General features: G+C 67.9%; 22 protein-coding genes. 12 read left to right on the plus strand and 10 right to left on the minus strand.

Annotated elements, in window-relative coordinates; translation table 11 throughout:
- Positions 1 to 4: 4 nt before the first annotated feature.
- Positions 5 to 1,093 carry a DUF1707 SHOCT-like domain-containing protein gene (locus tag ACWEKR_RS26200; protein WP_452356722.1) on the minus strand — a complete coding sequence of 363 codons (1,089 nt, stop codon included), beginning with the start codon at positions 1,091 to 1,093 and terminating at the stop codon, positions 5 to 7.
- Positions 1,094 to 1,206: 113 nt separating this feature from the next.
- Here ACWEKR_RS26200 and ACWEKR_RS26205 point away from each other — a divergent pair, with 113 nt between their 5' ends.
- From ACWEKR_RS26205 to ACWEKR_RS26215, 3 genes are all read left to right on the plus strand, one after another.
- The gene (locus ACWEKR_RS26205) at positions 1,207 to 1,626 is read left to right on the plus strand and encodes a DUF5318 domain-containing protein (RefSeq protein ID WP_063016743.1); all 420 of its coding nucleotides are present in this window, start codon (positions 1,207 to 1,209) and stop codon (positions 1,624 to 1,626) included.
- A gap of 672 nt (positions 1,627 to 2,298) precedes the next feature.
- Entirely contained in the window at positions 2,299 to 4,467 is a 2,169-nt protein-coding gene (locus ACWEKR_RS26210; protein ID WP_452356794.1) for a transglycosylase domain-containing protein, read from the plus strand.
- Between the two features lie 917 nt (positions 4,468 to 5,384).
- Positions 5,385 to 7,067 carry a glycosyltransferase family 87 protein gene (locus ACWEKR_RS26215; RefSeq protein WP_452356795.1) on the plus strand — a complete coding sequence of 561 codons (1,683 nt, stop codon included), beginning with the start codon at positions 5,385 to 5,387 and terminating at the stop codon, positions 7,065 to 7,067.
- 20 nt (positions 7,068 to 7,087) lie between these two features.
- Here ACWEKR_RS26215 and ACWEKR_RS26220 read toward each other — a convergent pair whose 3' ends face one another.
- Both ACWEKR_RS26220 and ACWEKR_RS26225 read right to left on the minus strand, forming a co-directional pair.
- Entirely contained in the window at positions 7,088 to 8,656 is a 1,569-nt protein-coding gene (locus ACWEKR_RS26220; RefSeq protein ID WP_452356723.1) for a TerD family protein, read from the minus strand.
- A 27-nt stretch (positions 8,657 to 8,683) separates the two neighbouring features.
- Entirely contained in the window at positions 8,684 to 10,105 is a 1,422-nt protein-coding gene (locus tag ACWEKR_RS26225; protein WP_452356724.1) for a TerD family protein, read from the minus strand.
- A 181-nt stretch (positions 10,106 to 10,286) separates the two neighbouring features.
- Between ACWEKR_RS26225 and ACWEKR_RS26230 the strand changes: the two genes are divergently transcribed.
- The 5 genes from ACWEKR_RS26230 (at position 10,287) to ACWEKR_RS26250 (ending at position 14,970) form a co-directional block, all read left to right on the plus strand.
- On the plus strand, positions 10,287 to 10,910 hold the full coding sequence (locus ACWEKR_RS26230) for an AIM24 family protein (protein WP_452356796.1): 624 nt from the start codon (positions 10,287 to 10,289) through the stop codon (positions 10,908 to 10,910).
- Between the two features lie 8 nt (positions 10,911 to 10,918).
- Positions 10,919 to 11,617: an AIM24 family protein gene (locus ACWEKR_RS26235; protein ID WP_452356725.1), complete on the plus strand. Its 699-nt coding sequence runs from the start codon at positions 10,919 to 10,921 to the stop codon at positions 11,615 to 11,617.
- A gap of 7 nt (positions 11,618 to 11,624) precedes the next feature.
- Positions 11,625 to 12,389, plus strand: coding sequence for an AIM24 family protein (locus ACWEKR_RS26240; RefSeq protein WP_195092376.1), 765 nt, complete (start codon positions 11,625 to 11,627; stop codon positions 12,387 to 12,389).
- 105 nt (positions 12,390 to 12,494) lie between these two features.
- Complete coding sequence (locus ACWEKR_RS26245; RefSeq protein WP_452356726.1) at positions 12,495 to 13,988, plus strand: hypothetical protein; 1,494 nt, start codon at positions 12,495 to 12,497, stop codon at positions 13,986 to 13,988.
- A gap of 136 nt (positions 13,989 to 14,124) precedes the next feature.
- Positions 14,125 to 14,970, plus strand: a complete 846-nt coding sequence (locus tag ACWEKR_RS26250; protein ID WP_452356727.1) for a hypothetical protein — start codon at positions 14,125 to 14,127, stop codon at positions 14,968 to 14,970.
- Position 14,971: 1 nt separating this feature from the next.
- Here ACWEKR_RS26250 and ACWEKR_RS26255 read toward each other — a convergent pair whose 3' ends face one another.
- On the minus strand, positions 14,972 to 15,769 hold the full coding sequence (locus ACWEKR_RS26255; RefSeq protein WP_452356728.1) for an MBL fold metallo-hydrolase: 798 nt from the start codon (positions 15,767 to 15,769) through the stop codon (positions 14,972 to 14,974).
- A gap of 47 nt (positions 15,770 to 15,816) precedes the next feature.
- Between ACWEKR_RS26255 and ACWEKR_RS26260 the strand changes: the two genes are divergently transcribed.
- Entirely contained in the window at positions 15,817 to 16,215 is a 399-nt protein-coding gene (locus tag ACWEKR_RS26260; RefSeq protein ID WP_452356729.1) for a MerR family transcriptional regulator, read from the plus strand.
- Between the two features lie 374 nt (positions 16,216 to 16,589).
- Here the strand turns inward: ACWEKR_RS26260 and ACWEKR_RS26265 are convergent, their stop codons facing one another.
- Positions 16,590 to 16,757 (minus strand): hypothetical protein, encoded by a 168-nt coding sequence (locus ACWEKR_RS26265; RefSeq protein ID WP_452356730.1) that lies wholly within the window; start codon positions 16,755 to 16,757, stop codon positions 16,590 to 16,592.
- A 128-nt stretch (positions 16,758 to 16,885) separates the two neighbouring features.
- On the opposite strand from ACWEKR_RS26265, the gene ACWEKR_RS26270 reads away from it, so the two are divergent.
- Positions 16,886 to 17,752 carry a helix-turn-helix domain-containing protein gene (locus ACWEKR_RS26270; RefSeq protein WP_452356731.1) on the plus strand — a complete coding sequence of 289 codons (867 nt, stop codon included), beginning with the start codon at positions 16,886 to 16,888 and terminating at the stop codon, positions 17,750 to 17,752.
- Entirely contained in the window at positions 17,749 to 18,318 is a 570-nt protein-coding gene (locus tag ACWEKR_RS26275) for a class IV adenylate cyclase (RefSeq protein WP_452356732.1), read from the plus strand. The genes ACWEKR_RS26270 and ACWEKR_RS26275 overlap by 4 nt, the downstream gene beginning before the upstream one ends.
- On the opposite strand, the gene ACWEKR_RS26280 is transcribed toward ACWEKR_RS26275, so the two are convergent.
- The 5 genes from ACWEKR_RS26280 to ACWEKR_RS26300 are packed head-to-tail and all read right to left on the minus strand — an operon-like array spanning position 18,290 to position 24,164.
- Positions 18,290 to 19,078 (minus strand): HAD family hydrolase, encoded by a 789-nt coding sequence (locus ACWEKR_RS26280; protein WP_195090733.1) that lies wholly within the window; start codon positions 19,076 to 19,078, stop codon positions 18,290 to 18,292. The two genes, ACWEKR_RS26275 and ACWEKR_RS26280, sit on opposite strands and share 29 nt — an antisense overlap.
- 59 nt (positions 19,079 to 19,137) lie before the next feature.
- On the minus strand, positions 19,138 to 20,277 hold the full coding sequence (locus ACWEKR_RS26285) for a cysteine protease StiP family protein (protein WP_452356733.1): 1,140 nt from the start codon (positions 20,275 to 20,277) through the stop codon (positions 19,138 to 19,140).
- Positions 20,274 to 21,722: a phosphoribosyltransferase family protein gene (locus ACWEKR_RS26290; RefSeq protein WP_452356734.1), complete on the minus strand. Its 1,449-nt coding sequence runs from the start codon at positions 21,720 to 21,722 to the stop codon at positions 20,274 to 20,276. Before ACWEKR_RS26290 ends, ACWEKR_RS26285 begins: the two co-directional genes overlap by 4 nt.
- Positions 21,719 to 22,933 carry an HpcH/HpaI aldolase/citrate lyase family protein gene (locus ACWEKR_RS26295; RefSeq protein WP_452356735.1) on the minus strand — a complete coding sequence of 405 codons (1,215 nt, stop codon included), beginning with the start codon at positions 22,931 to 22,933 and terminating at the stop codon, positions 21,719 to 21,721. The genes ACWEKR_RS26290 and ACWEKR_RS26295 overlap by 4 nt, the downstream gene beginning before the upstream one ends.
- A gap of 13 nt (positions 22,934 to 22,946) precedes the next feature.
- Positions 22,947 to 24,164, minus strand: coding sequence for a hypothetical protein (locus ACWEKR_RS26300; RefSeq protein ID WP_452356736.1), 1,218 nt, complete (start codon positions 24,162 to 24,164; stop codon positions 22,947 to 22,949).
- 145 nt (positions 24,165 to 24,309) lie between these two features.
- On the opposite strand from ACWEKR_RS26300, the gene ACWEKR_RS26305 reads away from it, so the two are divergent.
- A complete protein-coding gene (locus tag ACWEKR_RS26305) occupies positions 24,310 to 24,885 on the plus strand; it encodes a TerD family protein (protein WP_452356737.1) in 576 nt (191 codons plus the stop codon).
- Positions 24,886 to 24,958: the final 73 nt, after the last annotated feature.

Below are 24,958 nucleotides of genomic sequence, written 5' to 3' on the forward strand. Positions count from 1 at the left end.
CGTCCTACCCCTTGAACGGCGAGACACGGCGAATCTCGCCCGCCGGAGTCATGGTGAAGTATCCGCTCTCCCTGACCGAGTTGCTCACGTAGACGGTGACGAGGGGTTCGGCGTTGGTCCTGGTATCGGGCATGCTCACGGAGAAATGCGTCACCACGCCGCCCGGCACCCGGACGATCGTGGCCGCGTCGGCGAGTGCCCGGCCGATCGCCTCCGGATTCAACGCGCCGAGATCCACCGACGGCGTGTCGGCCTTGCGCGTCTCGATCTGCCGGGACTGCGTGAAACCACCGCGGTAGTCGTAGGCGACCTTCCGGTTCGCCTGCCCGGGCACCGCCCGGACGAGCGAGGCGTAGTCCTCGTGCATATACAGCTCATCGACCTGGAGGTCACCGAATTTCCGCTGGTAATTACGCAGGAACGTGGCGATTCCCTCGGTGGTGTGCGGGCTCGGCGTAGGGATGGCCAACGGTTGCACCGTCGCTTGGTCCAGCACGGGCATGGCCTGCGCCTTCGGGTGGGGTTCCTCCGCTTCCCGGGTGACCGCGAGAAACCCGGCGCAGGCGGCCAGGACCGCGGCCACGGTCACCGCAGCTGTGTACCACCCGCGGCGCGATCGCGGCGGCCGCGGCGCCGGGGCGATATCGCCGGACCGCTGCAAGTCCGAGACCAGATCCCGCAGATCACCCACGGTGCGCGCCTCCCGAGCGAGTTCGGCGAGGGTGTCGTGCTCCTCTTCGGACAGCTGGCCCTCGACCCGGGCGGCGTCGAGCAGCTCGCGAGTAGTGGCGCGATCGGCATCGCGCGCCCGGGTGTGATCGGGATAACTTGCTCCGGATGCCGAGCGGCGCAGGCGTTTTCGCGTGCTCGCCGAGCGCTGCGGAGCGAACCCCCGCACCGTGGCCTGGCTTTGCAGATCGGCGGTGAGCGCGGCCAGATCGCCGAGCGTTTTCGCCGCCGCGGCCTGCGCGATTCGGTCGTGGTACTCGTCGGCCCCGAGTTGCCCCTCCGCGTAGGCGGCGTCCAGCAAGCCGGACGCGGCGGCGCGGTCGAGGTCACGCGCTCGCGTGCGCCCGGATGATGCGGTGGACACAGACGGATGGTAGCCCGGGGTGCGGCCGCGCCGCGCTGGATCGCAGCCGGTCGGGACCGGTCAATCCGCACAGCCCGGGGCGGGGCGATTCCAACACCGCTACTCTGGTTCTCGTGCGAATTCAGCGGCAAGTTGTCGACTACGCCCTCCGGCGCCGGTCGCTGCTGGCTGACGTCTATGCGGGCCGGGTCGATGTCGCCGAGGTGTGTGATGCGAATCCTTATCTTCTGCGTGCGGCGAAGTTTCACGGCCGGGGTAGCGAAGTCACCTGCCCCATCTGCCGGAAGGAACAACTGACCCTCGTATCCTGGGTCTTCGGCGACGGCCTCGGGCCGGTCGCCGGGTCGGCTCGCACACCCGAGGAGCTTGCGCGACTCGCCGAGACGCGGGAAGAATTCTCGGTTCATGTCGTCGAGGTATGCCGGACGTGCAGCTGGAATCATCTGGTGCAGTCCTATGTGCTCGGCTCCGCGCCGGCGCCGCCGCGCCGCCGCACCGGGACACGCGCGAACCGGCGCACAGCCGCCGAATGAAGTGCCTGGGTCATCCCCGTCGGCTGACTCGGGGAGCAGGCACGCGTCCGCCGCGGTGACGACTACCGCTGATAGCCACCTGGACCGCTACGAGTTATGGAGATCTTGTCAGTGAATTCGCCCTACGAGCCCTACGGCGATGAGCCACATGGCGGTCGTCCTCCGCAGAGTTCACGTCCAAGTCCCAACCCGTACCAGAATCCCCGTCCAGGGCCGCCGCCCGGCGCCCGTCCGGGTCAGCCGTCGGGTGGGCGTCCCCTCCCCGGCGAGCCGCGTGGTCCGCAGCCGCCGCGCCGTCCCGGCCCCCCGCCGAACGGGCGACCCCCGCAGGGCGGTCGCCCGCCCCAGCCGGGCCGTCCGCCGCAGCCGAACCGCGGCGTGCCCAACGGCGGCGCGTCCGGCCCCCAGCAGACCCAGCGAATCCAGCGGCCGGGCTCGCTGACCGAGGCGGTGGCCGAGCGCGACCGGCGCGGTCCCAGCACCGGCCCGCGTCCGGCCACCGGTGGGCGTCCCGCGGTGGATCGCGACGGACGTCGCGTCCCCGGCGGCGGCCCGCCGTCCGGCCCGCCGCCGCGCCGTGGCGGCGGCAACGGCTCCGACGGACCGGGACGCCGCCAGCCCGCGCAGAAGAAGAAGTTCCCGTGGCGGATCGTGCGCCGCACGCTCTACGTCATGATCGCGCTGGCCATCCTGGTGCCCAGCGGCATCTTCCTGGCCGCGTACACCACGGTGTCGGTGCCGCAACCGGGCGACCTGAAGACCAACCAGGTGGCGACGATTCTCGCCTCCGACGGCACGTCGGTGATCAGTAAGGTCGTCCCGCCGGAAGGCAACCGGACCGACGTCACCATCGACCAGATCCCACCGCATGTGCGCAACGCGGTGATGGCGGCCGAGGACCGGGACTTCTACACCAACCCCGGCTTCTCGATCTCCGGCTTCGCGCGCGCGGCCAGGGACAACATCCTCGGCAAGGAAAGCGCGGGCGGTGGCTCGACGATCACCCAGCAGTATGTGAAGAACGCGCTGGTCGGTGACGAACGCTCGCTGACCCGCAAAATGCACGAGCTGGTCATCTCGGCCAAGATGGCGCGGCAGTGGAGCAAGGACGAGATCCTCGCCGCGTACCTGAACACCATCTACTTCGGCCGCGGCGCGTACGGCATCGACGCGGCGTCCAAGGCGTACTTCGGCAAGCCGGTGCAGGAGCTGACCATCGCCGAGGGCGCGGTACTGGCCGCCACCATCCAGCTGCCGTCCAGCCTGGACCCGGAGAAGAACCCGGAAGGCGCGAAGACCCGCTGGAACTACGTACTCGACGGCATGGTCTCGCTCGGCAGCCTGAACACCGCCGAGCGGCAGGGCCTGCAGTACCCGCAAGTCGTTCCGCTCGCGTCGACGCGCGACAAGGAACAGGACTCCGGTCCCGAAGGCTTGATCAAGACGCAGGTGCTCAAGGAACTCGCCGCCGCGGGCATCAGCGAGCAGCAACTGAACACCTCCGGCCTGCAGATCACCACCACGATCGACCCGAAGGCTCAGCAGGCGGCCGTGGACGCGGCGACTTCGAAGATGCAAGGCGAGCCGGAGCAGCTGCGCACCGCGGTGGTCTCCATCGATCCGCGCACCGGCGCGGTGCGCGCGTACTACGGCGGCAGCGACGGCCAGGGTTACGACTTCGCCAACGCCGGCCTGCAAACCGGTTCGTCGTTCAAGGTCATCGGCCTCGCGGCCAATCTGGAGCAGGGCATCCCGCTGTCGCAGATGTACGACAGCTCACCGCTCACCGTGAACGGCATCAAGATCACCAACGTCGAAGGCGAACAGTGCGGCATGTGCACCATCGCCGAGGCGCTGAAACGATCGCTGAACACCAGCTTCTATCGGATGCAGCTGGACATGCAGAACGGCCCGCAGAAGATCGCCGACATGGGTCACAGGCTGGGCATTCCGGAGACCATCCCGGGCGTGGGCAAGACACTCACCGAGTCGGACGGCTCCGGGCCCAACAACGGCATCGTGCTCGGCCAGTACCAGGCCCGCCCGCTGGACATGGCCTCCGCCTACGCCACGCTGGCCGCCTCCGGCGTCTACCACGCGCCGCATTTCGTGACGAAGGTCGTGACCGCCGACGGGCAGGTCCTGCTCGATCGTGGTGAAGTGGCCGGTGAGCAGCGCGTCTCGGCCGCGGTGGCCGACAACGTCACCGCCGCGATGAAGCCGATCGCCGGCTACTCCCGCAATCACGGGCTGGCGAACGGACGGGAATCGGCTTCGAAAACCGGTACGGCGCAGCTGCTCGACACGGGCGAAAACAAGGACGCCTGGATGGTCGGCTACACCCCCTCGCTGTCCACCGCCGTGTGGGTCGGCAGCGTCGACAACTCTCCGCTGCGCAACTACAGCGGCGGCATGATCTACGGTTCGGGCCTGCCTTCCGACATATGGAAGGCGACCATGGACGGCGCGCTTTCGGGCACCCGCAACGAGACGTTCCCCAAGCCCGCCCCGATCAAGGGCCAGGCCGGTGTCCCCGAGTGGTCGGCGCCCTACACCCCGCCGTCCACCGTCGACTCCCCCTTGCTGCCACCGGTCGTGGTTGCGCCGACCCAGGTGGAGATCCTGCCCGGTATCACCATCCCGGTGCCCGGCGTCCAGCCCGCACCGCAGCAGCAGCGCCCGCAACAGCAACGTGAGTCGGACGCGGGCCCGCTGCCCGGCCAGCCGGTCGCACCGACCGACGGCTCGTCCCCCACAGCCACGAACGCACCCCGCGCGGGCAACAACGGCAATGGCAACGACGCAGGGACGACCGGGGCACCCCCGACCCGGGGCCGATAGCTCGGCAGTCATGATCGATCGGCAGTCGGCGAAAGACCGAATGGAATTCGTCGACTGCCGAATCTTCAGGTCAGCCAATCAATACAGCCAACCTTGCTCCCGAGGCGATCAGATACTCACCCACCTTCGGTGGCACTTTCTTCGTAATCATGCCGCTCGGTAAAACAGCGCTATCACTAGTTCTACGCAGACACACGCCCCAGCCAACGTATAACGCAGCTGATGATAGCGGTTTCCCACGATCGGAATCCCGCACTCATTTGATATAACCCTGCCCGGCGCATTTCCCAGCCGAAGGTAAGAGAAATAATCAGATCAAAATGTTGTGCTCGAGTGGCGTCCGGACGAGCCACCCGACCCGTTACAGCCCTGGCCGATCTAGCAATCGCTGGCCAGGGCTGGCGCGGAGCAGGAATCAAGCCGGAGTGATGTACCAGAAACCATTTGGGTCCTGGTAGCACTTCTCCCTGACACCCGCCCAGCTCAGACATTCAGTGAACTTATGATATCCCCGCAGGACAACATACGTTCCATCCGATATCTGCACACACTTGTCCGGAATACCCTTCCACCCCAGGCACTCCGAGTAGGACGAATACCCAGCGGTGGCGTTTCCGGCAAGCCCGACCAGCACCGCTCCAGCGACAGTCAGCGAGACGAATAATCTTTTGAACATGCCCACCCCGTTTCGAAGTAGACGCGTCAGCATTGCGCGCCAAACCTATCGGAATCATAACACCCACGCCATTACCGAGGAAGAGAATTAACTTCTTTCGCAGCTTAGTGTGTGACCCGCGGGTGGCAACGCCTAGACCGGAGAGACGAGTCGATCCGGACCGCGCGGCGCACTCCGGGTAGCCTCGGGATCCGTGACCGATCAGCAGCTGGTGGAGCCACGGAGGAATGGGAGGGCACCGCTGTCGGACCAGGTGAAGCCCGGTGGGGCGTACTACGCGGCCCCGGCTCCGCTCGCATCCGATCTGCGATCGGCGGATGGCCGAGACCGGCCGAGTCGCAACGACTCCCTCGCCGCGCAACTGTCCACGGTGATCGGCGGGCCGGTCGGTGATCACGCGCTGATCGGGCGGGTGCGGTTCTGGACGCCCATGCGGGTGCTGCTGGCGTTCACGGTGGTGTTCCTGGCGCTGGGCTGGTTCGGCAAAGCAGGTTGCATTCAGCAGACCGACGGCGCGGACGGTCCGACTCTCGACTGGAACAACGGCCGCCAGTACGTGGCGATGTGCTACTCGGACACCGTCCCGCTGTACGGCGCGGAAAGACTGAACGAAGGTGCTTTCCCGTACAAGAAGCAGTGGACCGAGCAGACTCCCGACGGTGGCCGGGAGACGCGATACATGGAGTATCCGGTGCTCTCGGGCCTGTACCAGTATCTCGCGATGCGGATCGCGAAGAGCTGGGACGCCGCGCCGCTGCCCGGTGCGCTGCAGGTGGTGATCTACTTCAACGTCGTCGCGTTCGGTCTGGCGATCGCCTGGCTGATCACCGTCTGGGCGTCGGCCCTGCTGTCCGGCCGCCGGATCTGGGACGCGGCGCTGATCGCCTGTTCACCGCTGGTGATCGTGCACGCGTTCACCAATTTCGACGCGCTCGCGACGGCCTTCGCCGCGACCGGCCTGCTCGCCTGGGCGCGGCGCAGACCGGTGGTCGCGGGCGTGCTGCTCGGTCTGGGCGGCGCGGCGAAACTGTATCCGCTGCTGCTGCTCGGTCCCATCGTCGTGTTGTGCCTGCGTACCGAGACCACGCAGCGCACCCCGCGCACGCACCTCGGCCTGCGGATTCGCGACATCGACGGCTGGCACACCTTTCTGGCGTGGGTGCGTGAAACGCCCTACCGCATCCAATTCCTCAGCGCCCGTCCGCTCGGCGCCGCGTCCGTCACGGTGTGCGCCACGCTGGCCACCTGGCTGGCGGTCAATCTGCCGATCGCCGCACTGTTCCCGAACGGCTGGCGAGAATTCTTCCGCCTCAACACCACCCGGCACGCCGACCCGGATTCCATCTACAACGTGATCTCGTCGTTCACCGGCTGGCCCGGCTTCGACGGCGTGCTGACCCACGGGGAGCAGCCCGCCATCCTGAACGCCGTCTCGCTGCTGGCCTTCGTCGCGGCCTGCGCGGTGATCGCCTACATCGGCCTCACCGCACCGCGGCGGCCGCGGCTGGCACAACTGTGCTTCCTCGTGGTCGCGGCGTTCCTGCTGACGAACAAGGTGTGGAGTCCGCAGTATTCGCTGTGGTTGGTGCCGCTCGCCGTCCTGGCACTTCCGCACCGGCGCATCCTGCTGGCCTGGATGACCATCGATGCCCTGGTCTGGGTCCCGCGCATGTTCTACTACCTCGGTCTGGACCGCAAGGGCCTGCCCGAACAGTGGTTCACCGGCACCGTCGCACTGCGCGACCTGGCGGTACTCGGGCTGTGCGCGCTGATCGTGCGGCAGATCTATCGCCCGGAGGAGGACCTGGTGCGGCGCGACTTCGTCGACGACCCGGTCGGCGGCATCGTCGACCGCATGCCGGACCCGCAGCCGGCCTGGCTGCCGGAGCCGCTGCGACCGCGACCGGCGGTCGCCCGCGGCTGACCGGCCGCGGGCTCGGACGCTCACCTGGTGCGCAGGAAGCGCGCCTGCCGCTCCGGTTCCTGCGGCAACATGTCCAGATCGAGCTGCCACGCGCTACCGGTCCACGGATCGAACAGTGGCGTGCCGTCGACGGTCGGCAGGTGGCGGCACGACTGCGACAGCATCGCGACGGTGGTGTCGGCCGAATCGGATTCGTTCGCGCCGACGATCACGATGGACAGTCCGATCAACTCGCCCCGCGTGATCAACGCGCCGATCCGCTGGGCGTCCGAACTCTGGTATCCGTGCGGGAAATCCGCCGCCAACAGCACCCGATGCTCGGCGGGTGGCGTGAAGGCGCCGCTCGTGTAGGCCAATTCGGCGAGTTCGGCCGCGTCGACCAGCGCCTGCAACCGCTCCGAGATGTCGGCGTGGTCGGTGATCGGCGGGCCGTTCAGCACCGGAGCGAGCAGGCCGGTGAAGCCGCTGAACGCGTCGGTGAGATCGATGATGTCGACCAGCGTCCGCCGTTGCGGCGCCGTGGCGAGCAACCGCGCCAGCAGCGCGCCCACGACGGGCGCGACCGCGCGGGTCGATTCGGCATCGATCCACAGCGGCCGGTTCAGTGGCACCGGAACGCAATACGGGATGCGCAGCGATCCCCGGTCGAGGGCGTACAGCTCACCGAGCCGGATGCCGTCGCTCGGCGCAGGCGGCTTGTCCCAGGCAGGCGAGTCCCACGACGCCAAAGCCGGCGGCAGCACCCGGTCGGCCTCGGCGAGTTCGCCCTTCAGCTGTTCGGCGTCGCGCTGGTGGTTGTGCTCTGCGGTGCCGACGAGCTCGTCGTGCCGTTGCTGCGCGACGCGACGCGCCTGCTCGGCTTCGGGAGTGTTCCTGGTCGCGGGATCGGAGACGGCGAGCGACAGTTCGTTGTCCAGCCGCTTGGCCGCGTACTCCCGCGCCGAGACCAGCGCGGCGGCCGACCGCGCGGCGTCCTCGAACACCATCCACAGCCGCTCCAAGCCGTGACCGACTTCCAGCGGCGCACCGGCGGCGGCGATCTGCGCGTCACCGGCCAGTGGGCCGGTCATGGTGTGCGTGCCGGGTTGCCCCGGCTCCGGGGACGCACCGTCGACCTCGACGCCGTGCGCCGTGAGCAGCACGGCCAGCCCGCCCGCGTAGCCCTGGCCCACCGCGCGCAGTTTCCAGGCCGGGCCGCGCCGGTACACCTCCAGACAGATCAGCGCCGTCTCACCGGACGACGGCGTGATCGCGAACTCCGCGGTCGCGCTGCCGTTCTCGGACAACGTGGCGGTGACCGGCCCGAGGCCGTCCGCCCGCGCGGGGGCGGACGGGTCGGCGCTCACCACCAGCAGCACGGCCTTCGCGTCGGCGCGTACCTCGGTGAGCGTGATCGTGACGCCGTCGGCGGCCAAGGCGACCCCCGGCGTGGCGGGCTGGTTGTAGAAGACGAAATCGTCGCTGGAGAAAACCTTCAGGTTCTCGGCGACCACCAGCGCGGAAACATCGAGGGCAGCCTCGGCTTTCGCGCTGAAACGAACGACCTCACCGGTCAATGGGATGTTCTGACCGGCCTGCAGTTGAATCACCGTATCCGCCCCGCTGTCCGCCGCCGGTCAACCGTTGACGAGGAACCGGCCGAGCTGCGGCACCGCCTCACCCGGATGCTTGGCCTGGAAGCCCTCACCGAGCGCCTGCAATTTCCAGTCGTTGCCCACCCGGTACAGCTTGGACATCGCCATCGCGGTGAACGGCATGCCGCCGGCGAGGGTGTACCTGGCCAGTTCGCCGTTGTTCGTCCCGTCGACCAAGCGGCAGAACGCGTTCTGCACCTGCTCGAAGGTGTGCCCCTTGTAGGAGGTGACGACGAAGACCAGCGTGGTGATGTGCGCCGGGATGCGGGTCAGGTCGACCAGGATCATCTCGTCGTCGCCCTCGCCCTCGCCGGTGAGGTTGTCACCCTGGTGGCGGACCGAGCCGTCCTTGGAGGTCAACTGGCCGTAGTAGGCGACGTCGACCGGGTTCATGTCGGCGAACATGATGACCGACGCGTCGAGGTCGATGTCGACCGTGCGGTTGCCGAACATGCCGCGGCTGCGCACCGGATCCCAGCCGAGGCCCATCTTGACGAAGGTCAGCGCGGCGCCTTCCTTGCGCAACGTCACCCGCTGGCCCTTGACCAGGCTGACCGGGCGGTCCTTGCTCAGGCTGACCTCGGCGGGTTGTTGCGGCGGCTGGCCGGGCTGCTGGTAGCCGGGGGCGGGCGGCGGCGGGTAGCCGGGACCGGGCGGCGGGTAGCCGGGTCCGCCCTGCGGCGGCTGACCGGGGCCGGGCGGCGGGTAGCCGGGCCCGCCCTGCGGCGGCTGACCGGGACCAGGAGGCGGGTAACCGGGCCCGGGCGGCGCGTACTGCGGCGACTGCTCCTGGGTCGGGTACGCCGGGGTGGTCGGCGGCGGGTAGTTCGGCGGCTGCTGGACCGGCTGCTGCGGAGGCGGTGGCGGGGCCTGCGGCGCCTGGGCCGGCTGGGCTGGGGCGTCGTCGACCGTCACACCGTGATCGGTGACCAGCGCGGCGAAACCGCCAGCGTACCCCTGCCCGACCGCGCGCACTTTCCACGCACCCTGGCGGCGGTAGAGCTCGAGCGCGATCACGATCGACTCGGTGTTCAGTCCTTCGATGCGGTACTCGTACAACTGGTTACCGGCCCCGTCCGACACGATCGCGGTGGGGGCGGGGAACCTGCCGAAGTTGCTGTTCGCGTCGTCCAGCGTGATCACCGCGCGAATCTGGTCGATGTCGGCGGGCACCGCGTGCAACGACACCGCCAGCGACGCGGGCTGTCCCGCGGGGGCGGGCTGCAGGTTGACGCCGGGACCGCTGGGCTGGTTGAAGAAGACGAAGTCGGCGTCGGAACGGACCTTGCCCCGCTCGGTGACCAGTAGTGCCGACAGATCCGCCGGCGCCGAGAGCTGGACGGAAATCACCACGTCGTTGGTGGCCAGCGGACCGTTCTGGCCCTTGGCGAGTGTTGCGGACAAGTTCGACCCTTCGCTTGTCGGTGCGTTCGCCTGACACTCTACGAGAAACGCGTTGCGCGCCGCTCGTACTGAACGGCCGCGCTGGCCCGACACCCGCGAATGCATCGGTTAGGGTGACGGCACGCAGATGGAATACGGCGGTCACATCGTGTTCCCGATCGAGACAGCAGGCAAACACCGCATGGCGCAACTGTTCGAACAATCGAAGAAGGTGATCGAGGCTCACCTGTCCGGGACCAGCCTCCGCGCGATCTCCGGTTCGATGATCGCCTACGAAGGAAACGTGCAGTTCAAAGCGGCCGGTTTCGGCGGGGGCGACGGCGTGCTCGCCGGGCTGAAGCGCCGGGCCACCGGCGAGAAACTGTCGCTGATGGAATGCGCCGGGCACGGCAGGGTGTTCTTCGCGGTCAACGGCCAGCACGTCACCGTGGTCAACCTGAACAACGAGACGCTGCAGGTGGAGTCGCAGCAGTTGCTCGCCTTCGCCGGAAACCTGCGCACCGACGTACGCTTCGCCGGGTTGCGCGGTGCGTCCACCGGGCAGGGCCTGTTCACCACGACCGTCTCCGGCCAGGGTCAGGTCGCGTTGCTCTCGGCCGGTGGCCCGCTCATCCATCTGGAGGTCTCCCCGCAGTATCCACTGGTGGTGGATCCGGACGCGTTCGTCGCGGCACGCGGGAACCTCAACCAGTCCTTCGTCACCGACGTGTCGTGGCGCAATTTCGTCGGCCAGGACGCGGGCGAGGCGTTCTCGTTGCGCTGGGACGGCCAGGGCGTGGTGTCGATCCAACCGGCGGAACGGTAGGGCGAGCGGTGTTCGAGAAGGTCAACGGCAAAGTCGTCAAGGTCGATGTCGGCATGGCGGGCGGGGTGGTCGCTCGCAACGGCGCGATGCTGTTCTATACCGGCGCTGTGTCTTTCGCGCCCCATCAGATCCCGGGCGCCCAGGGCATGGGCGGCATGGGCGGGCTGATGGGTCTCGCGGGCCGCGCGATGGCGGGTGAGCACGAGCGCACCATGCTCGCACAGGGCAACGGCGTGGTCCATTACGGATTCGCCGGCCTGGAGGTTCACGTGGTAAACCTGCAGCCGGGTGCGACGCTGCGCGTCGAGGCATCTCGGCTGCTCGCCAACACCGCCGGGTTGCAGAGTTCGGTCGTCTCCGTCATGAGTTCGGGCGGAGGGGGCGGAGGCGGCGGCCTGATGGGCGCGCTGCGCGGCGCGGCCTCGGGCGCGTTGACCGGCCAGGGCATGTTCACCACCCAGCTGTCCGGGCACGGCGCCGCGGTGCTGCTCGGGCACGGTGGATTCCTGGAACTGCAAGTGGGCGGGCCGAATCCGATCGTGGTCGACCCGCAAGCCTTCGTCGCCGCCTACGGCAACGTGCAGACCGAGCTCAAGTCGGCGCTGAGCTGGCGCGATGCCGTCGGCCGTGGCTCCGGGGAGGCGATGCAGCTGCATTGCGTCGGGCAGGGCGTCGTCTACGTGCAGGCCTCCGAAGAGAAGTTGTGAGCAGGGTATGTCCCAGATCCTCAACCCCATGAATCTCGGTGAGAGCGACAACATCCCGGGAAACAGCTACGCGTACAGCATCGACCTGAACAAACCGTGGTTCATGCGCAAGGGCGCGATGATCGCCTACTACGGCGACATGCGGTTCCAGATGCTCACGCACGGATTGCAGGGCGGTCTGCTGCATATGGTGTCGCAGCAGTTCTCCGCGCCGTTGTTCACCGGCGATTACGTCGTCGCGGAGGGGCACGGCAAGCTGATCATCGGCGACCGCGGCTACGACATCAATTCCTACGATCTCGAGGACAACGGCAACCTGACCATCCGGGCGGCGAACCTGCTGGCCTTCGAGCCGGGCCTGTCGCTCAACCAGTCCATCGTGCCCGGGTTCCTCACTCTCATCGGCACCGGCAAGTTCCTCGCATCGTCCAACGGCCCGGTCATGTTCGCGGAGCCGCCGCTGCGCGTCGACCCGGAATCACTGGTCGGATGGGCGGATTGTCCCTCCCCCAGCCACCACTACGACGAAGGATGGATCTCGAACTTCCTGGCCGCCGGTGCGGCGCGCTTCGGCGTGAACTCCGGTGAGGAGCGCCAGTTCGAGTTCACGGGTGCGGGGACCGTGCTGATCCAGTCCAGCGAGAAGGTGCTCAGCGATTCGATGCTGGTGCGGACCATCGAGGGACAGATCCAGAGCGGCATCACCGTCGGCGGCCTGCAAAGACTGCAAGGACTCATCGCGCAGCAGTTGGCCGGGCACCAGCAGTACTGAGCGACGGAGTGCTTGGACGGGTTTCCGGGTCGCGCGTGATTCCGGGCGCGCGTAATCACTCGTGTGGGGGATTCGCGGCTCGCCGGACACGGATACCGTTCACTCGTGTTTCACATCCTCTCCTCCCAGGTTCTGCGTGCGGCGCTGCCCGCGACAATCCTCGCCGCAGTAGCGGTGCCCGCCGCCGCGGCGCCGATTCCTTCGCTCCCGGCCGTGCCGGAACCGCCGCGATTCGTCGGTGCTGCCGCGAGCGGTGACCCGATCACCGGTATCCGCGCGGTCCCGCAGAACCCGCACCTGGCGCCGAACGGGAACTCGGGCGTCCACAACGACGGATGGATGAGCGACACCTATACCCGGCCCGGGCCGCTCGGCCGGGCGCCGCGGACGGATTCCCTACTGCTCGGCAGCGAATGCGGCTCGATAGCGTTCGACCGCGCCGGCCGTATCGTCACCACGTGCCTGGGGCTGCAACCGGGCCTCTACCTCATCGATCCCACGACGATGAGCGTGCTCGGCAAACATCCCCTGCCCGGCAAGAGTCCCATCGATACGTTGCAACCCGGCGCATTCAACAATTTCGTCGGCGGCGGGTACTTCTACCTCGACGACGAGGACCGCGCGATCGTGGGCACCAGCACCGGGCATATTCAGGTATTCGCCCAAACTCCCGCTGCCGACGGTTTCTCGCTCGTGCGTGATTACGATCTGACCGGCGTGCTGCGCCCGGGCGAGACGTTGAACTCCGCGTTGCCGGACTCCAACGGCCGGATCTGGTTCGTGGCCAAAACGAACGGAGTGGTCGGCACCCTCGATCCGGATACCGGCGCGCCGCAGGTGGTCCGGCTCGGAGCCGGCACGGAGAACCAGATCGAGAATTCGTTCGCGGTCGGCGCGGCCGGTGAGGTCTACCTCGCCACCAACCGGCAACTTCTGCGTCTCGACGCCGGACCCGACGGGGCACCGCAGATCACATGGCAGACCACCTACGCCAACAGCAACCAGCACAAGCCGGGCCAGGTGGACGACGGAACCGGCACCACGCCCACCGTCCTGCCCGACGGCTATGTCGCCATTACCGACAATGCCGATCCGATGAACGTCGTCGTCTACCGCACGGCGCCGTCGGTCGCCGAACGTCAGGTCTGCGCGGTGCCGGTGTTCGAGCCCGGCCGCGGCGCCACGGAGAATTCGTTGATCGGGGCGGGGCGTTCACTCATCGTCGAGAACAACTACGGGTATTCGCATCCCGACGCGGTCGCGTCCGGAAAGACCACCACTCCCGGATTCGCCCGTGTCGACATCGACGCCGACGGTTGCCATCTGACCTGGACGAACTCGGTCGAAGCCGCGCCAACGGTGGTACCGAAGCTGTCCCTGGCCACCGGGTTGATCTATACCTACACGAAAGGCGCCGAGCCGAGCGATCCTTGGTACTGGACCGCCCTCGACTACCGCACCGGCGCGACCGTGTGGAAACAGTTGTCCGGCAACGGTCTCGGCTTCAACAACAACTACGCCGGAATCGCCATCGGCCCCGACGGGGCCGCCTACCTCGGCACGCTCGGCGGACTGGTGTCGATCCGCGACGGCGAGTAGGCCGGCAGGCGAATCGCGTCGGCGTAACTCGGGCCGGTAGGCAAATCCTCAACGGCGAGCAAAGGATTCACGACGGTCCGGTGAAATCGACCCGATGCTCCCCGGCGCCCGGTGACGGGCGTCGGAGAATCGGGGAATGGCTGACTTGGCGCTTTCGCCGCAGCGTCGCACGGCGCTGACGGACCTGGTCCAGGACGAATCCAGTTTCGCGACAACGTATCCGCGGGTCGCCGACTATTGGGCCACCGCAGGCCGGTTGCCCGGTACCGGTGACGACATCGCCGATGCCAGGTTCGACCTACACCTGCTGCACTACATGACCGGTGGCGCGAGCACGAACCCGTACTGGGACATCGTGGCCGCGGCGGTGTCGCCCGGGCCGAGGGAGCGCGGGAACCGTGCGGAGGTGAACGGAGGAAACCCGAAAGGCAGCGCACGGCTCGCCTATGCGCAGATCCTCCTGCAAGCGGCCTACGCCTACGCGATCCCCTCCCCCGCGACGCTGCGGTGGGTGGCGGATGTAGCGCAAGGCAGGCCGATCCTCGAGGTCGGAGCCGGACGCGGTTACTGGGCGCATCAGCTCACTCGAATCGGGTCACCCACCAGCGCTTTCGACTCACATCCCCCCGATCGTACGGTCAACCCCGCGTTCCCGGCCGCAGCGGGACAAACCGCGACCTGGCATCCCACCGCCGTGCCGCCGTCCGCCGCGACCGAGCTGGTCGCCACGCACGCCGACCACGCGCTGTTCCTCTGCTGGCCGCCCGGCTGGGAGAACCCGATGGCCTCCAGCACCCTCGTCGCCTACCAGGAGGCGGGCGGCTCGTTGCTGATCTACGTCGGTGAACCGCGCGGCGGGCGCACGGCCGACAGCGCGTTCTTCGACACGCTGGAGGCCGGATGGACGGTGCTCGACCAGGACCCGGATTACGTCTCCTGGTGGAATCTCGGCGATCGGGCGCAGTGCTGGCAGCGTCGGTGAGTCAGCGCGCGCGCTGGAACTCCCAGGGGTCGTGCGCGCTGATCAGCGTGACCTCGTGACCGTGATCTCGGTGTAGTTCGCGCAGCCGTGCCTGGGTGCCCAGCCGCAGGTCGTGGTGGACCTCGGAGCTGGTCTGCACGATGTCGAGCACCGGGTGCGGCTGCGGAGCCGGGTCGAGTTCGCGATGGTAGTAGTACGCGTCGCCGCAGTGCAGCAGCCAGGTGTCGCCATCGCGGACGGCGACACCGGTGTGGCCCGCGGTGTGCCCGCCCAGCGGGATCAGTTGGAATTCGTCGGGCAGGTCCTTCGGCTGGATCGCGTCGAAGCCGAACCACTTCCCGGTCGGGTCCGACGGATAGCTCACCCAGTGCGGGTCGTGCGCCCAGTGCGCGGGGCGGTAGCGGAAACTCGGGGCTTCGGCCTGTGCCGCCATCAACTCCGCGGCGAGCACATGGACCCGCGCGTGCGGGAAGTCGGGCAGTCCGCCGCAGTGATCCACGTCGAGGTGGGTGAGGATGATGTGCCGGACGTCGGCGGGGTCGTAGCCGAGCCGCTCGACCTGCCGGATCGCGGTCTCGTCTTCGGCGAGCACGGGCTGGGCCATCGTGACCCAGTCCGCCCCGAGGGTGCCCGCCGGGTCGCGCACGTCATCGAGTCCGATGCCCGTCTCGATCAGGACCAGTCCGTCGGACGCCGTCTCGACCAGCAGGCAGTGGTTCACGGCATGAGCGGGGGTGGGGCCGTCGTAGGTGGCTTCGATCTGCCGTACCGAGCCGCAATTGAGGTGGTGGATTGTCATGCGAGCTAGTCTGTGACTTGAAGTGCGGTTCAAGTCAAGGAGACGAGATGACCGACCTGCTCGATATCGCCGAAGTCGCCGGCCACGCCGGCCTCGCCCCCTCCGCACTGCGCTTCTACGAGAAGCGCGGTCTCATCAGCGCGACCGGCCGCAACGGCCTGCGCCGCCTCTACCACCCCGACGTTCTCGGCCGCCTCGCCCTCATCACCTGCGCCAGAGGCGCCGGTTTCACCCTCGCCGAGATCGCCCGCTTCCTGCGCGCCTCCCCCACCGACGCCGAACTCCGCACCCGCATGGCGGAAAAAGCACGAGAACTCGACAACGACATAGCCCGCCTCATCCGCATGCGCGACAGCCTCCGCCACGCCTCCACCTGCACCCACGACCCCCTGGTCGAATGTCCGGACTTCAAATCCACCTTCGAGCCGACCCCCAGCGCCGTGTAGCAGGCGAATCCATCCCGATCGGCCGATGGGCGGGCACGACTATTCGCTGGTCGAGTCGATCGGGAATGCCTTTCCGTCGATGACTAGGAAAGGTTCGCTGGCGAATCCGTACTCATCTACGACCGACCACGTCCCATCGGCGTGCTGCATCCAGGCGGCGGGACCGCCCTATTGGTTCCTTCCCTGCCCGTCCACGGCTAATCCTCCGACAATCCGAAGCTGTAGGCCGAGGCGGACAAGTACTGCTTGCAGCCAGGACCGTGGCCGCAGTGGACATTCGCAACGAAGCGCTTGCTCCAGGGATCGGAAGGAGCCATCGACCGCGCAGTTTCGGTGCATCCTGCGCCACTGCTCGGCGTCGGCGAGCGAGATGCTCATCGGTCCGTCTCCTGCTCGATGCGCTGGATGATGTCGTACGCATCGACCGATTCATCGGTTTCGTCCTCGCGATCGATGAGCCACGGCAGCACGAACCAAACAATCCACAGACCGAACAGGACTGCGACAACAACGACACTCGTAGTAACGAGATCGGCGGGCATCACACACAACCTCTCGACGGACTCGATAGTTGCCGCCAACTCGCCATAGGTACAGGCAGAGCGGCGATTACAGAGAAATTGTGGTTTCGGCGCTGCCCTCCACTCGATACCTCAGCAGGTATCTCATTGTGAGATACCTGCTGGGCGCAATGGAGACCGAATACGGGGGAATCGAGGTCCCTGCGGCGGTCTGGCACAAGCCCGAGGTGGGCGCGCTCCTGCGGCGACGCGATGTAGCGGCGCTACTCCGCTCGGTTCAGCGGTACACCGGGGCGAGCCAAGCACGCATCGCAGCGGCAGTAGGGCTGGGCCAGGGCCGAGTCAACGAGATCATCAATAGCAGAAGAACTGTCACACGCTTCGAAGTATTCGAACGGATCGCGGATGGCATCTCGATGCCGGACCACGCGCGTGTCTTGTTCGGCCTCGCTCCACGACACGCGCATACACTTACCGGCCACGCCGAGATCGCGCAAGCGTTCACCGTGCAGTCCGAGGCCGATGCCGAACTGCGCCGACAAGCGCTGATCGCAGATCGAATCGACCTGTTGGCGGTACGCGGTCTGGGGCTGCTGGCGCTCAACGACTCGCTGCTGCGCAGCACACTGCTGCGACGGACGAAGAGCGTCGCTGTCCGAGCTCTGCTCTTGGATCCAGATTCAGAGGCCACAGGCATCCGCGCAGCAGAAATCGGCGAATCGAGACAGTCCTTCGCTGCGGGCATCGAGCTCGCCTTGGCACGGGTGTCCGAGTTTCACGAGCATCCCTCTGTCGAACTACAAGTCGCTGTCTACGACACGCTGCCGACCTGGCGGATGCTGGTTTTCGACCAAACTTTGTATCTGTCCGCCTTCGGCGCGGCCGCCGAGGGCCATCGCTCAGGGATGTACAAGCTCACGGCAGCGACCAATGGAGTGCTGCATGCCGGATTTTTGCGGCAGTTCGAGCAGATGTGGCGCCAAGCCCGTCCGATCGAGGGACGATCGGTCACATGATCGAGGCCGAACTCAAGGCTCGAGTCCGTGACGTCGAGTCAGTGCAGGCTGCGTTGGCGGCGCGGAGCGCAGGCCAGCGCGCGAAGTATGAGGACACTTACTACGACCTGGCGGACGAGCGATTGTCTTCGGAGGGCCGTGAGCTGCGGTTGCGGACGATCACTACGGGCAATGGAAGGCGATCCATGCTGACCTACAAGGAACCCGCGGTCGACGCGAGCAGTGGATCGAAGCCGGAATACGAAACCGAGGTGGCCGACCCCGCGGTGATCGACTCCGCGCTACGTGGTATCGGCCTGAAAGAGCTGGTCCGCTTCGAGAAGCATTGCGTCAATTATCAATTCGCATCCGCAGGCCGCGATCTGCTGGCCACGCTGGTAACAGTCCCCGAGCTGGACGGCACGTTCATCGAGCTCGAGACCGTGGTGTCCGAATCGGAGCTGGCGGAAGCGCTGGAGGTAGTCCGGTCCACCCTCCGTCAACTCGGAATCGCGGACAGCGATCTCACCGCCGGGCAGTACACGGATGCCGTGCTCGCTACTCGGCGGAAGCCGGCGCTCCCTTGATGAACCAGTTGATGATCTCCTCGCCCGCGAGGATGCCGGTGGCTCGGGTGATGGTGAGGTTGGGGTGGGTCCAGTTGAGTTGTTCGAGTTCGCCGTGGCGGGGGCGGATGGCGGAGTCGGCGGCGCGGAGCATTTCGGCGTCGAGGGCGCCGTCGCCCGCCGCGAGTGTGCGGGCCTCGTCGGCGAGTTCTCCGCTTTCCCAGAGACGCTTGCGCACCTCGGCGACCGCGCGGCTCTTGCAGACGACCTGCGGCATCGTATAAATCTTGCGGCCCTGCTGGGAGGCGGACCAACCGCGTGGACGACACCATTCGTCCCACTCGGCCAAGAAGCCCTCGGGCACCTCTTTGGGCTGCACCACCAGGTAGCAGAACAAATGGTCGGCCACGCGGAACTTCGTGACCCAAGAGTCATCGATGCGGGTGTGCAGTTCCTTGCTCACCTCGGACAACGTGGCGCCCCCCGCGCGAACCTGGGCGTCGATGGCGATGCGCCAGCTCAGGTCGGGTACGCCGTCGACCAGGATGTTCCCGCCGTTACTGGTGATCGCGTAGCGCCACGGCGCTCCGGGCAGCCGGATGCGGTCGAACTGTTTGATCGTGCGGGTGGTGGTGGGAATGACGGCGGCGGGTTCGGTCAGGGTCTGCATCCGCAGCGCCGCGGTGGTCGTCATGAACGACAGCGGCGCCCCTTCCAGATGCTCCACGCAGACCGTCGGCACGTCGGCGGTGGTGCTGAAGGCGTTACGCGAGTAGATCATCGTCCGGTCCAGGTCGGTCGCGATCAGCGCACGTCTTCGGTGGGCTCTCGGAGATAGGTTCACTGCTGCACGTCCTTGATCAATCCCATGCACGAATATGCCAGGTCGGGGACGACGTCGACCGGGACACCCCGGGACGCGGCGAGCAGGCGGATGTGCGCGTGCTCCGGCGCGTCCGCCTCACGCACCAGCACCCGCCACGGCACCCGCCGCAGCAGCACCCGGGTCGTCTCGCCGACGCCGGGTTTCACGAAGTTCACGCTGGTGATGCCGTACTGCTCGCGCACCTGCTGCACGGACGCCCAGCCGGTCCAAGTGGGCGTCCGGTCACCCCCGCGGATCCCGGCGACCTGCGCGGGCACCCGGTCGCGGATCGCATCGAAGGCGCCGCTCACGGTGTCCAGCAGACGCCCGGACACGTCGTCACCGGCTAGTTCGCGGTAGAACTTGGCGCCGTGGAAGTCGTCGGGGCCGATCAGCGTGTCGTTCAGGACGGTGCGCGAGACCAAACCGGACACCGTCGAATTGAGGCACGCCGAGGCGATCAAGAAGTCGTCGCGCGTGCCGTAGGTGCGCACGCAGTGCCCCGGATCGGCCAGTACCGCCAATTCGTCGTCGAACCGGGGGCCACCGGCCGCGTGATAGGCGTCCAGTGCCTCGGTGAGCTCGCGGGTGATCGCCCCTTTGCCGGTCCAGCCGTCGACGAATACGACCGAGGCCGGGTCGTGATGCGCGGCCAGATAGTCCAGCGCCACCGCGTCGATGCCGCGATCCCGCACAATCGACACCGCATAGTGCGGCACCTCGAGACTCGGCCGCCGCGAACGCAGCCAGCGGCGCATCAGGATGCCGACCGGCGTGCCCGCTCGGGCCAGCGACACCAGGACGATGTCCGCGCCGCGTTCGGCGACGACCAGTTCCGACACGGTCGCCACGGCCAGCGCGAGCCGCTCGGCGCTGGTCGCGAGCACCTCGTCGAACAGCGACCGGTACGCCGCGTCCGGCTGGTACTCGATCGGCAGCGACTCCGCGTAGTGCGCCTTCCCCGCCTGGATCCGCCGTTCGCGCTCGGCGACGTCGGCCTCCAGATCGACGTCCGAGAGGTCCTTCAGCAGCCAGGAGACCTCATCGGCCGCGTAGGAGCCGAACTCCGGTCCGTGCAGCGGCGTGGGTAGCGCACCCACCCTGGTGCTCGTCACGCTCGGCTCCCCCGCGCCGCCTGCGCGCGTTCGGCGTGCAGCCGACGCGGGTCCGCCTCCGGCAGCACGGCGAGCAGCACATCCGCCCCGGAGGCGGTCAGCACGTCGACCAGCCCGTGCTCGGCCATCAACTCCGCCGTGTCGGCCGGCGAGTCGACCACGACGACCAGCACCGGATCGGTCGCCGGAGCGTCACCCTCGGCGCCGCTGTCGACACTGTCATCAGTGATGGCGGCATCGGCACCGAACGGAGGAGCGACGAGCAGCGCCGGATCGGCCTCGAACAGGTCGAGAGTCCCGGGCCACTGCGCGTTGTACAGGTAACGCGGCGCGGTATCGCCAGGCTCCGGCGCGATGAACCGGAACCCCCGCCGCAGCGGATACCCGGGCTCGTCCAGCACGTACGCGGGCGAGCGCGTGGTGGTCTGGAAACGTGTGGGCGTCCCCGAATCGGCGAGCAGCACCGCCAACCGCAGCGGCAGGTACATCAGTTCCTCGTGCCCGAGCACGATGACGGCCCGGCCCGGGAAATCAGCGGCGAGCCGGGCGGACAGCACCTGCCCCGCGTCCAGCAGCGCGGTCTCGAACGCCTCGGCGTCGGCGGCGAGGATGCCGTGCCTGCCGCCCTCCGGAACGGCAGCCGGCCAGGGGATCTCGACCCGCCCGAACGAACCCGCCTGTCCCGCGGTCGGATTGAGCCGCGGTTCGGGCAGCGCCCGCACCGCCTCGACGAGACCGGGAGGCAGCGACGCGCGGCCGGTGGCGAGGCAGACCGTGTCGATGCGGGCGCCGAGCTCCGCCGCCGCGGCGTCGAATTCGGCGCGATCCGCCTCCGCCCGCAGATCGACCAGCGACGCGAGAACGTAGTGCGCCCGTGGCGCGAAGGCGTGCAGCGCGCGCACCGCGTCGATCGCGGTGGCTCCGGTGGAGATCTCGTCGTCGACCAGCACCAGCGGCAGATCGTTGACGAAGATGTCGGCCGGCGCCGGTTGCAGCAGGTGCGAGGTGGCGTGCGAATGCCCCTCCTCGAACCCGGCGAGCGTCGGCGCGTGCGGCACCACGCGGCGGGTCGAATGCAGGTAGCAGTGCGCGCCGATCCGGGCGGCCACGCAGTGGCCGAGCCCCGTCGCGGTCTCGGCGAACCCGAGCACCACGGCTTCGCGATCACCGAGCACCGCGCGCACCAGGTCACCCAGCTGATCGCCCGCGCCGAGCACCACGCGCGGATCGGTGGGCAGGTGCTTGCCGAGCACGGTGGAGACCAGCAGATGCGCCCGGCGCCGATTGTTGTGGCGAACGCCCGGTTGCACCAGCGCGGTGATCGGCAGCCGCGCCGAACGCAGCCGCTCTGCGCCGCCGTTCGGATCGTGATGCAGATCGATACCGAGATTTCTTGTCGCCCAGGGTATTTGGTTGTGACCGAGATCGGTCGAAGTCCGGCTCATACGGTGACCAACGCCGTCAGCAGATCCACGAAGGACACTCCCTTGTTCGCCACGCCGAACACCTGTGCACGCAACAGCGTCTGCCGCGCCCAGCTGCGATGCGGCCGCATCTCGTTCATCTTGTTCCGGTAACCGGAGGCCGCCACGCCGCCGACGTCCTCGCGCAGAATGTCCAGCGCGTCCGAGTACTCCTCGTGCGTCACCACCGACAGCGCGTGCACGGCGGCCACGTGCGACGGGTGGATCACCGTCTTGCCCTGGATGCCGTTGGCCCGGTCCAGCGTGATCTCCCGCAGCAAGCCGTCCAGATCCCGGCTCACCAGGTACTGCCGGAACGGCACCGCGTCGGATTCCTCGAACGGCGCGGTCCGCAGCAGCGGCCGGAACATCCGTTCGTGGTCGGCGAAGTACTCCCACACCGGTCCCGTGATGACGAAACCGGTGCCGTCCGCGCGCCCCAGGTAGTTCACGATGTCGGCGATCACGTCGGCGACCACGCGCACGTCATAGATCGTCAGGTCGCGATCGCGCCGGATGCCGAACGTCGAACACATGTCCGTCGCGCCGACCCGTACCGCGAGCACCCGGTCCCGGTGCGCGGCCAGCAACGCCGCGATCTGGGTGAGCTCGTAGTCGCGGGTCTCCCGGTGCACCAGCCCCGGCGACTCCAGCACCGGCATTCCGTACAGCGGCCGGTCCACCCGCTGGGCCGCCACGTTCAGCGCGTTGAGGTACTTCGGGCCGGTGACGCTGTCGAACTTCGGGAACACGAAACCGGTCAGCACCCTGGCGCCCGGTCCGAGTTGCTCGATCAGCTCGGTGATCGTGTCCGCGTCGCGCACCCGCACGAACAACAGCGGGTTGGCGTCGTGGCTGCCCGCGAGCAGATCGAGCGCGGCGACGGTCTGTTGCTTAGCGTACTCCACCTCGTGATCGGCGACCGCGTCTTCGAGGTCGATCACCATCGAACACACACCGTGCTCGGCGCGCCTGCCGATCGTCAGGGCGAGATCGGGCCTGGTCGCCGGTGCGTACAGCGTTGCGCCGAGCCCGATCGCGAGCAGCTCGCGATCGGTGTGGTCGTCGCCGAACGGTTCGGGCTGCCGGTGGAACAGTCGCCTTGCCTCCGGTCCGTGCAGCTGCCGGAAGTGGCGCAGCGGCATGCGCTTCCGCAGGCAAACCTCCTGCTGGACGGCGATGCCTGCGGTCATCGTTGCCCCATCCTCATTCTCGTCGTGGTCCTGCTTGTCTTCTCATTCGATCCACTACCCCGGCTATGAATTCGGTGACGGCGTCCAGTTCCGTCACATAGGCCCAGTAGTCGGGGTGACGCCCCGACAGTGTTTCGCTGATTCGGTCGATCCGTGCCGCTTGCGCGTCGAGCACCGAACCCCATTCGGCGACCAGCCCGCGGCTCACCGCGAGCATTTGCGCGTCCCGCAGCCGGAATCGTACGGCCTTGGCCTGTTCTTGCGGGTCGGACCGAGTCGCACGCAGCAGGGTCAGCCGCTTGGTGACGGCGTCGACTCGCTGCTCGGCCTCGGCGAGGTACCCGCGCGCGGATGTGGTCAGATCAAGTGCTAACTCCGGATCGTTCGCCACCGCCGCCGCACGTGCCCTGCCGAGGGCAGCGTCCGCGGCCTCGATGGCTCGCTGGCTTTCCCGCTCATTGTTAGCCAGATCGGCCGAACTCGCAGCATTGAACTCGCGCAGCAGCGCCGAGAACGCCTGCGGAACCCCCTCCGCCCTGGTCCGGACGGCGGCAAGGCGGGTTGTCACGGACGATATCGCGGTGTTCGCCGCCCCGGCCCGAGATGGGGCTTGCGCCAAGGCCTCCGCCAGCTCCCCGGTGGCCGCCTGCAGCCGGTTCGCGGCCTCCCGTACCGTGCTCGTGGGTGCGCCCGCATCCGCCGCCTCCAGTGTGACCAGCGCCTCATCGACGGCGGCGGCACGCAGGCGCACCGACGGATAGTGCTCGAACTCCGATTCGGCGGCCCGGGCGCGCACACCGGCCGCGGCGGCCTTCACCTGCTGCACCAACTGCGGCACCGCACCGAGCACGGCCACCGCCTCTTCGAGCTTGCCCTGGTCGCCGCGGTAGAACTCGTCGACCGCGCGCGCCGCGTCGGTCAGCTGCCGTACCGCGGCGTCGACGCGCTCCCGGCCCTGCGGGACCGACGGGCCGCCCTGCTGCGCGGCCTCCAGCTCCGCGCTCAGCGTCAGGTACGCCTCCGCCGCGCCATAACATCTGTGCCGCACCGGTTCCCAGCGCGCGCCGATGCGCCGCTCCGGGAAAATCTGCTCGGCGGCGTGCACCGCCGCCTCGGCCGCGCTCTGCCGCCGGTCCATGTCGAGGAACGCCGTCGCCAGGGTGGCGCGGGCGTGTTCGATCCACTCGTCGTTTCCCGACGAACGGAACCAACCCCGCCTACGCCCTGCCACGCCCCGATGGTAGGAGATGTTCCTGTTCGCCGGGGGTTGCGCCGGTTCCTACGCAAGTTCGCGGAAACCTACTACTGTCGTATGGCGTACCCGGCGATTCGGACATGCTGGGAACCAATGACGGACTATTGAAAGGGAATCCCGCATGGGTGTCAGTTTGTCCAAGGGCGGCAATGTCTCGCTGACCAAGGCGGCGCCTAACCTCACTGCTGTTGCGGTCGGCCTCGGGTGGGATGTGCGGACCACCACCGGTACCGACTTCGACCTCGACGCGAGCGCCATCGCGACCGGCGCGGACAAGAAGGTCCTGTCCGACCAGCACTTCGTCTTCTTCAACAACCTGCGTTCCCCCGAGGGCTCGATCGAGCACGTGGGCGACAACCGGACCGGTGAGGGTGAGGGCGACGACGAGGTCATCAACGTCGACCTGGCGAACACCCCGCCCACGATCGAGAGCATCTTCTTCCCGGTCTCGATCTACGATGCCGACTCCCGGTCGCAGTCCTTCGGCCAGGTCCGCAACGCCTACATCCGCGTCGTGGACCGCAGCAACGGCGAGGAACTCGCCCGCTACGACCTGACCGAGGACGCCTCGACCGAGACCGCGATGGTCTTCGGCGAGCTGTACCGCAACGGCGCGGAGTGGAAGTTCCGCGCGATCGGCCAGGGTTACGCCTCGGGTCTGGCGGGCATCGCCCGCGACTACGGCGTGAACGTGTAAGGGACACTTCGCTGTTCGCAGGGGGCCCGGTGACGGGCCCCCTCGTCGTGCGACCCAGGCATGCCGGCGCCCT

It is taken from the genome of Nocardia sp. NPDC004573 (assembly GCF_053602135.1).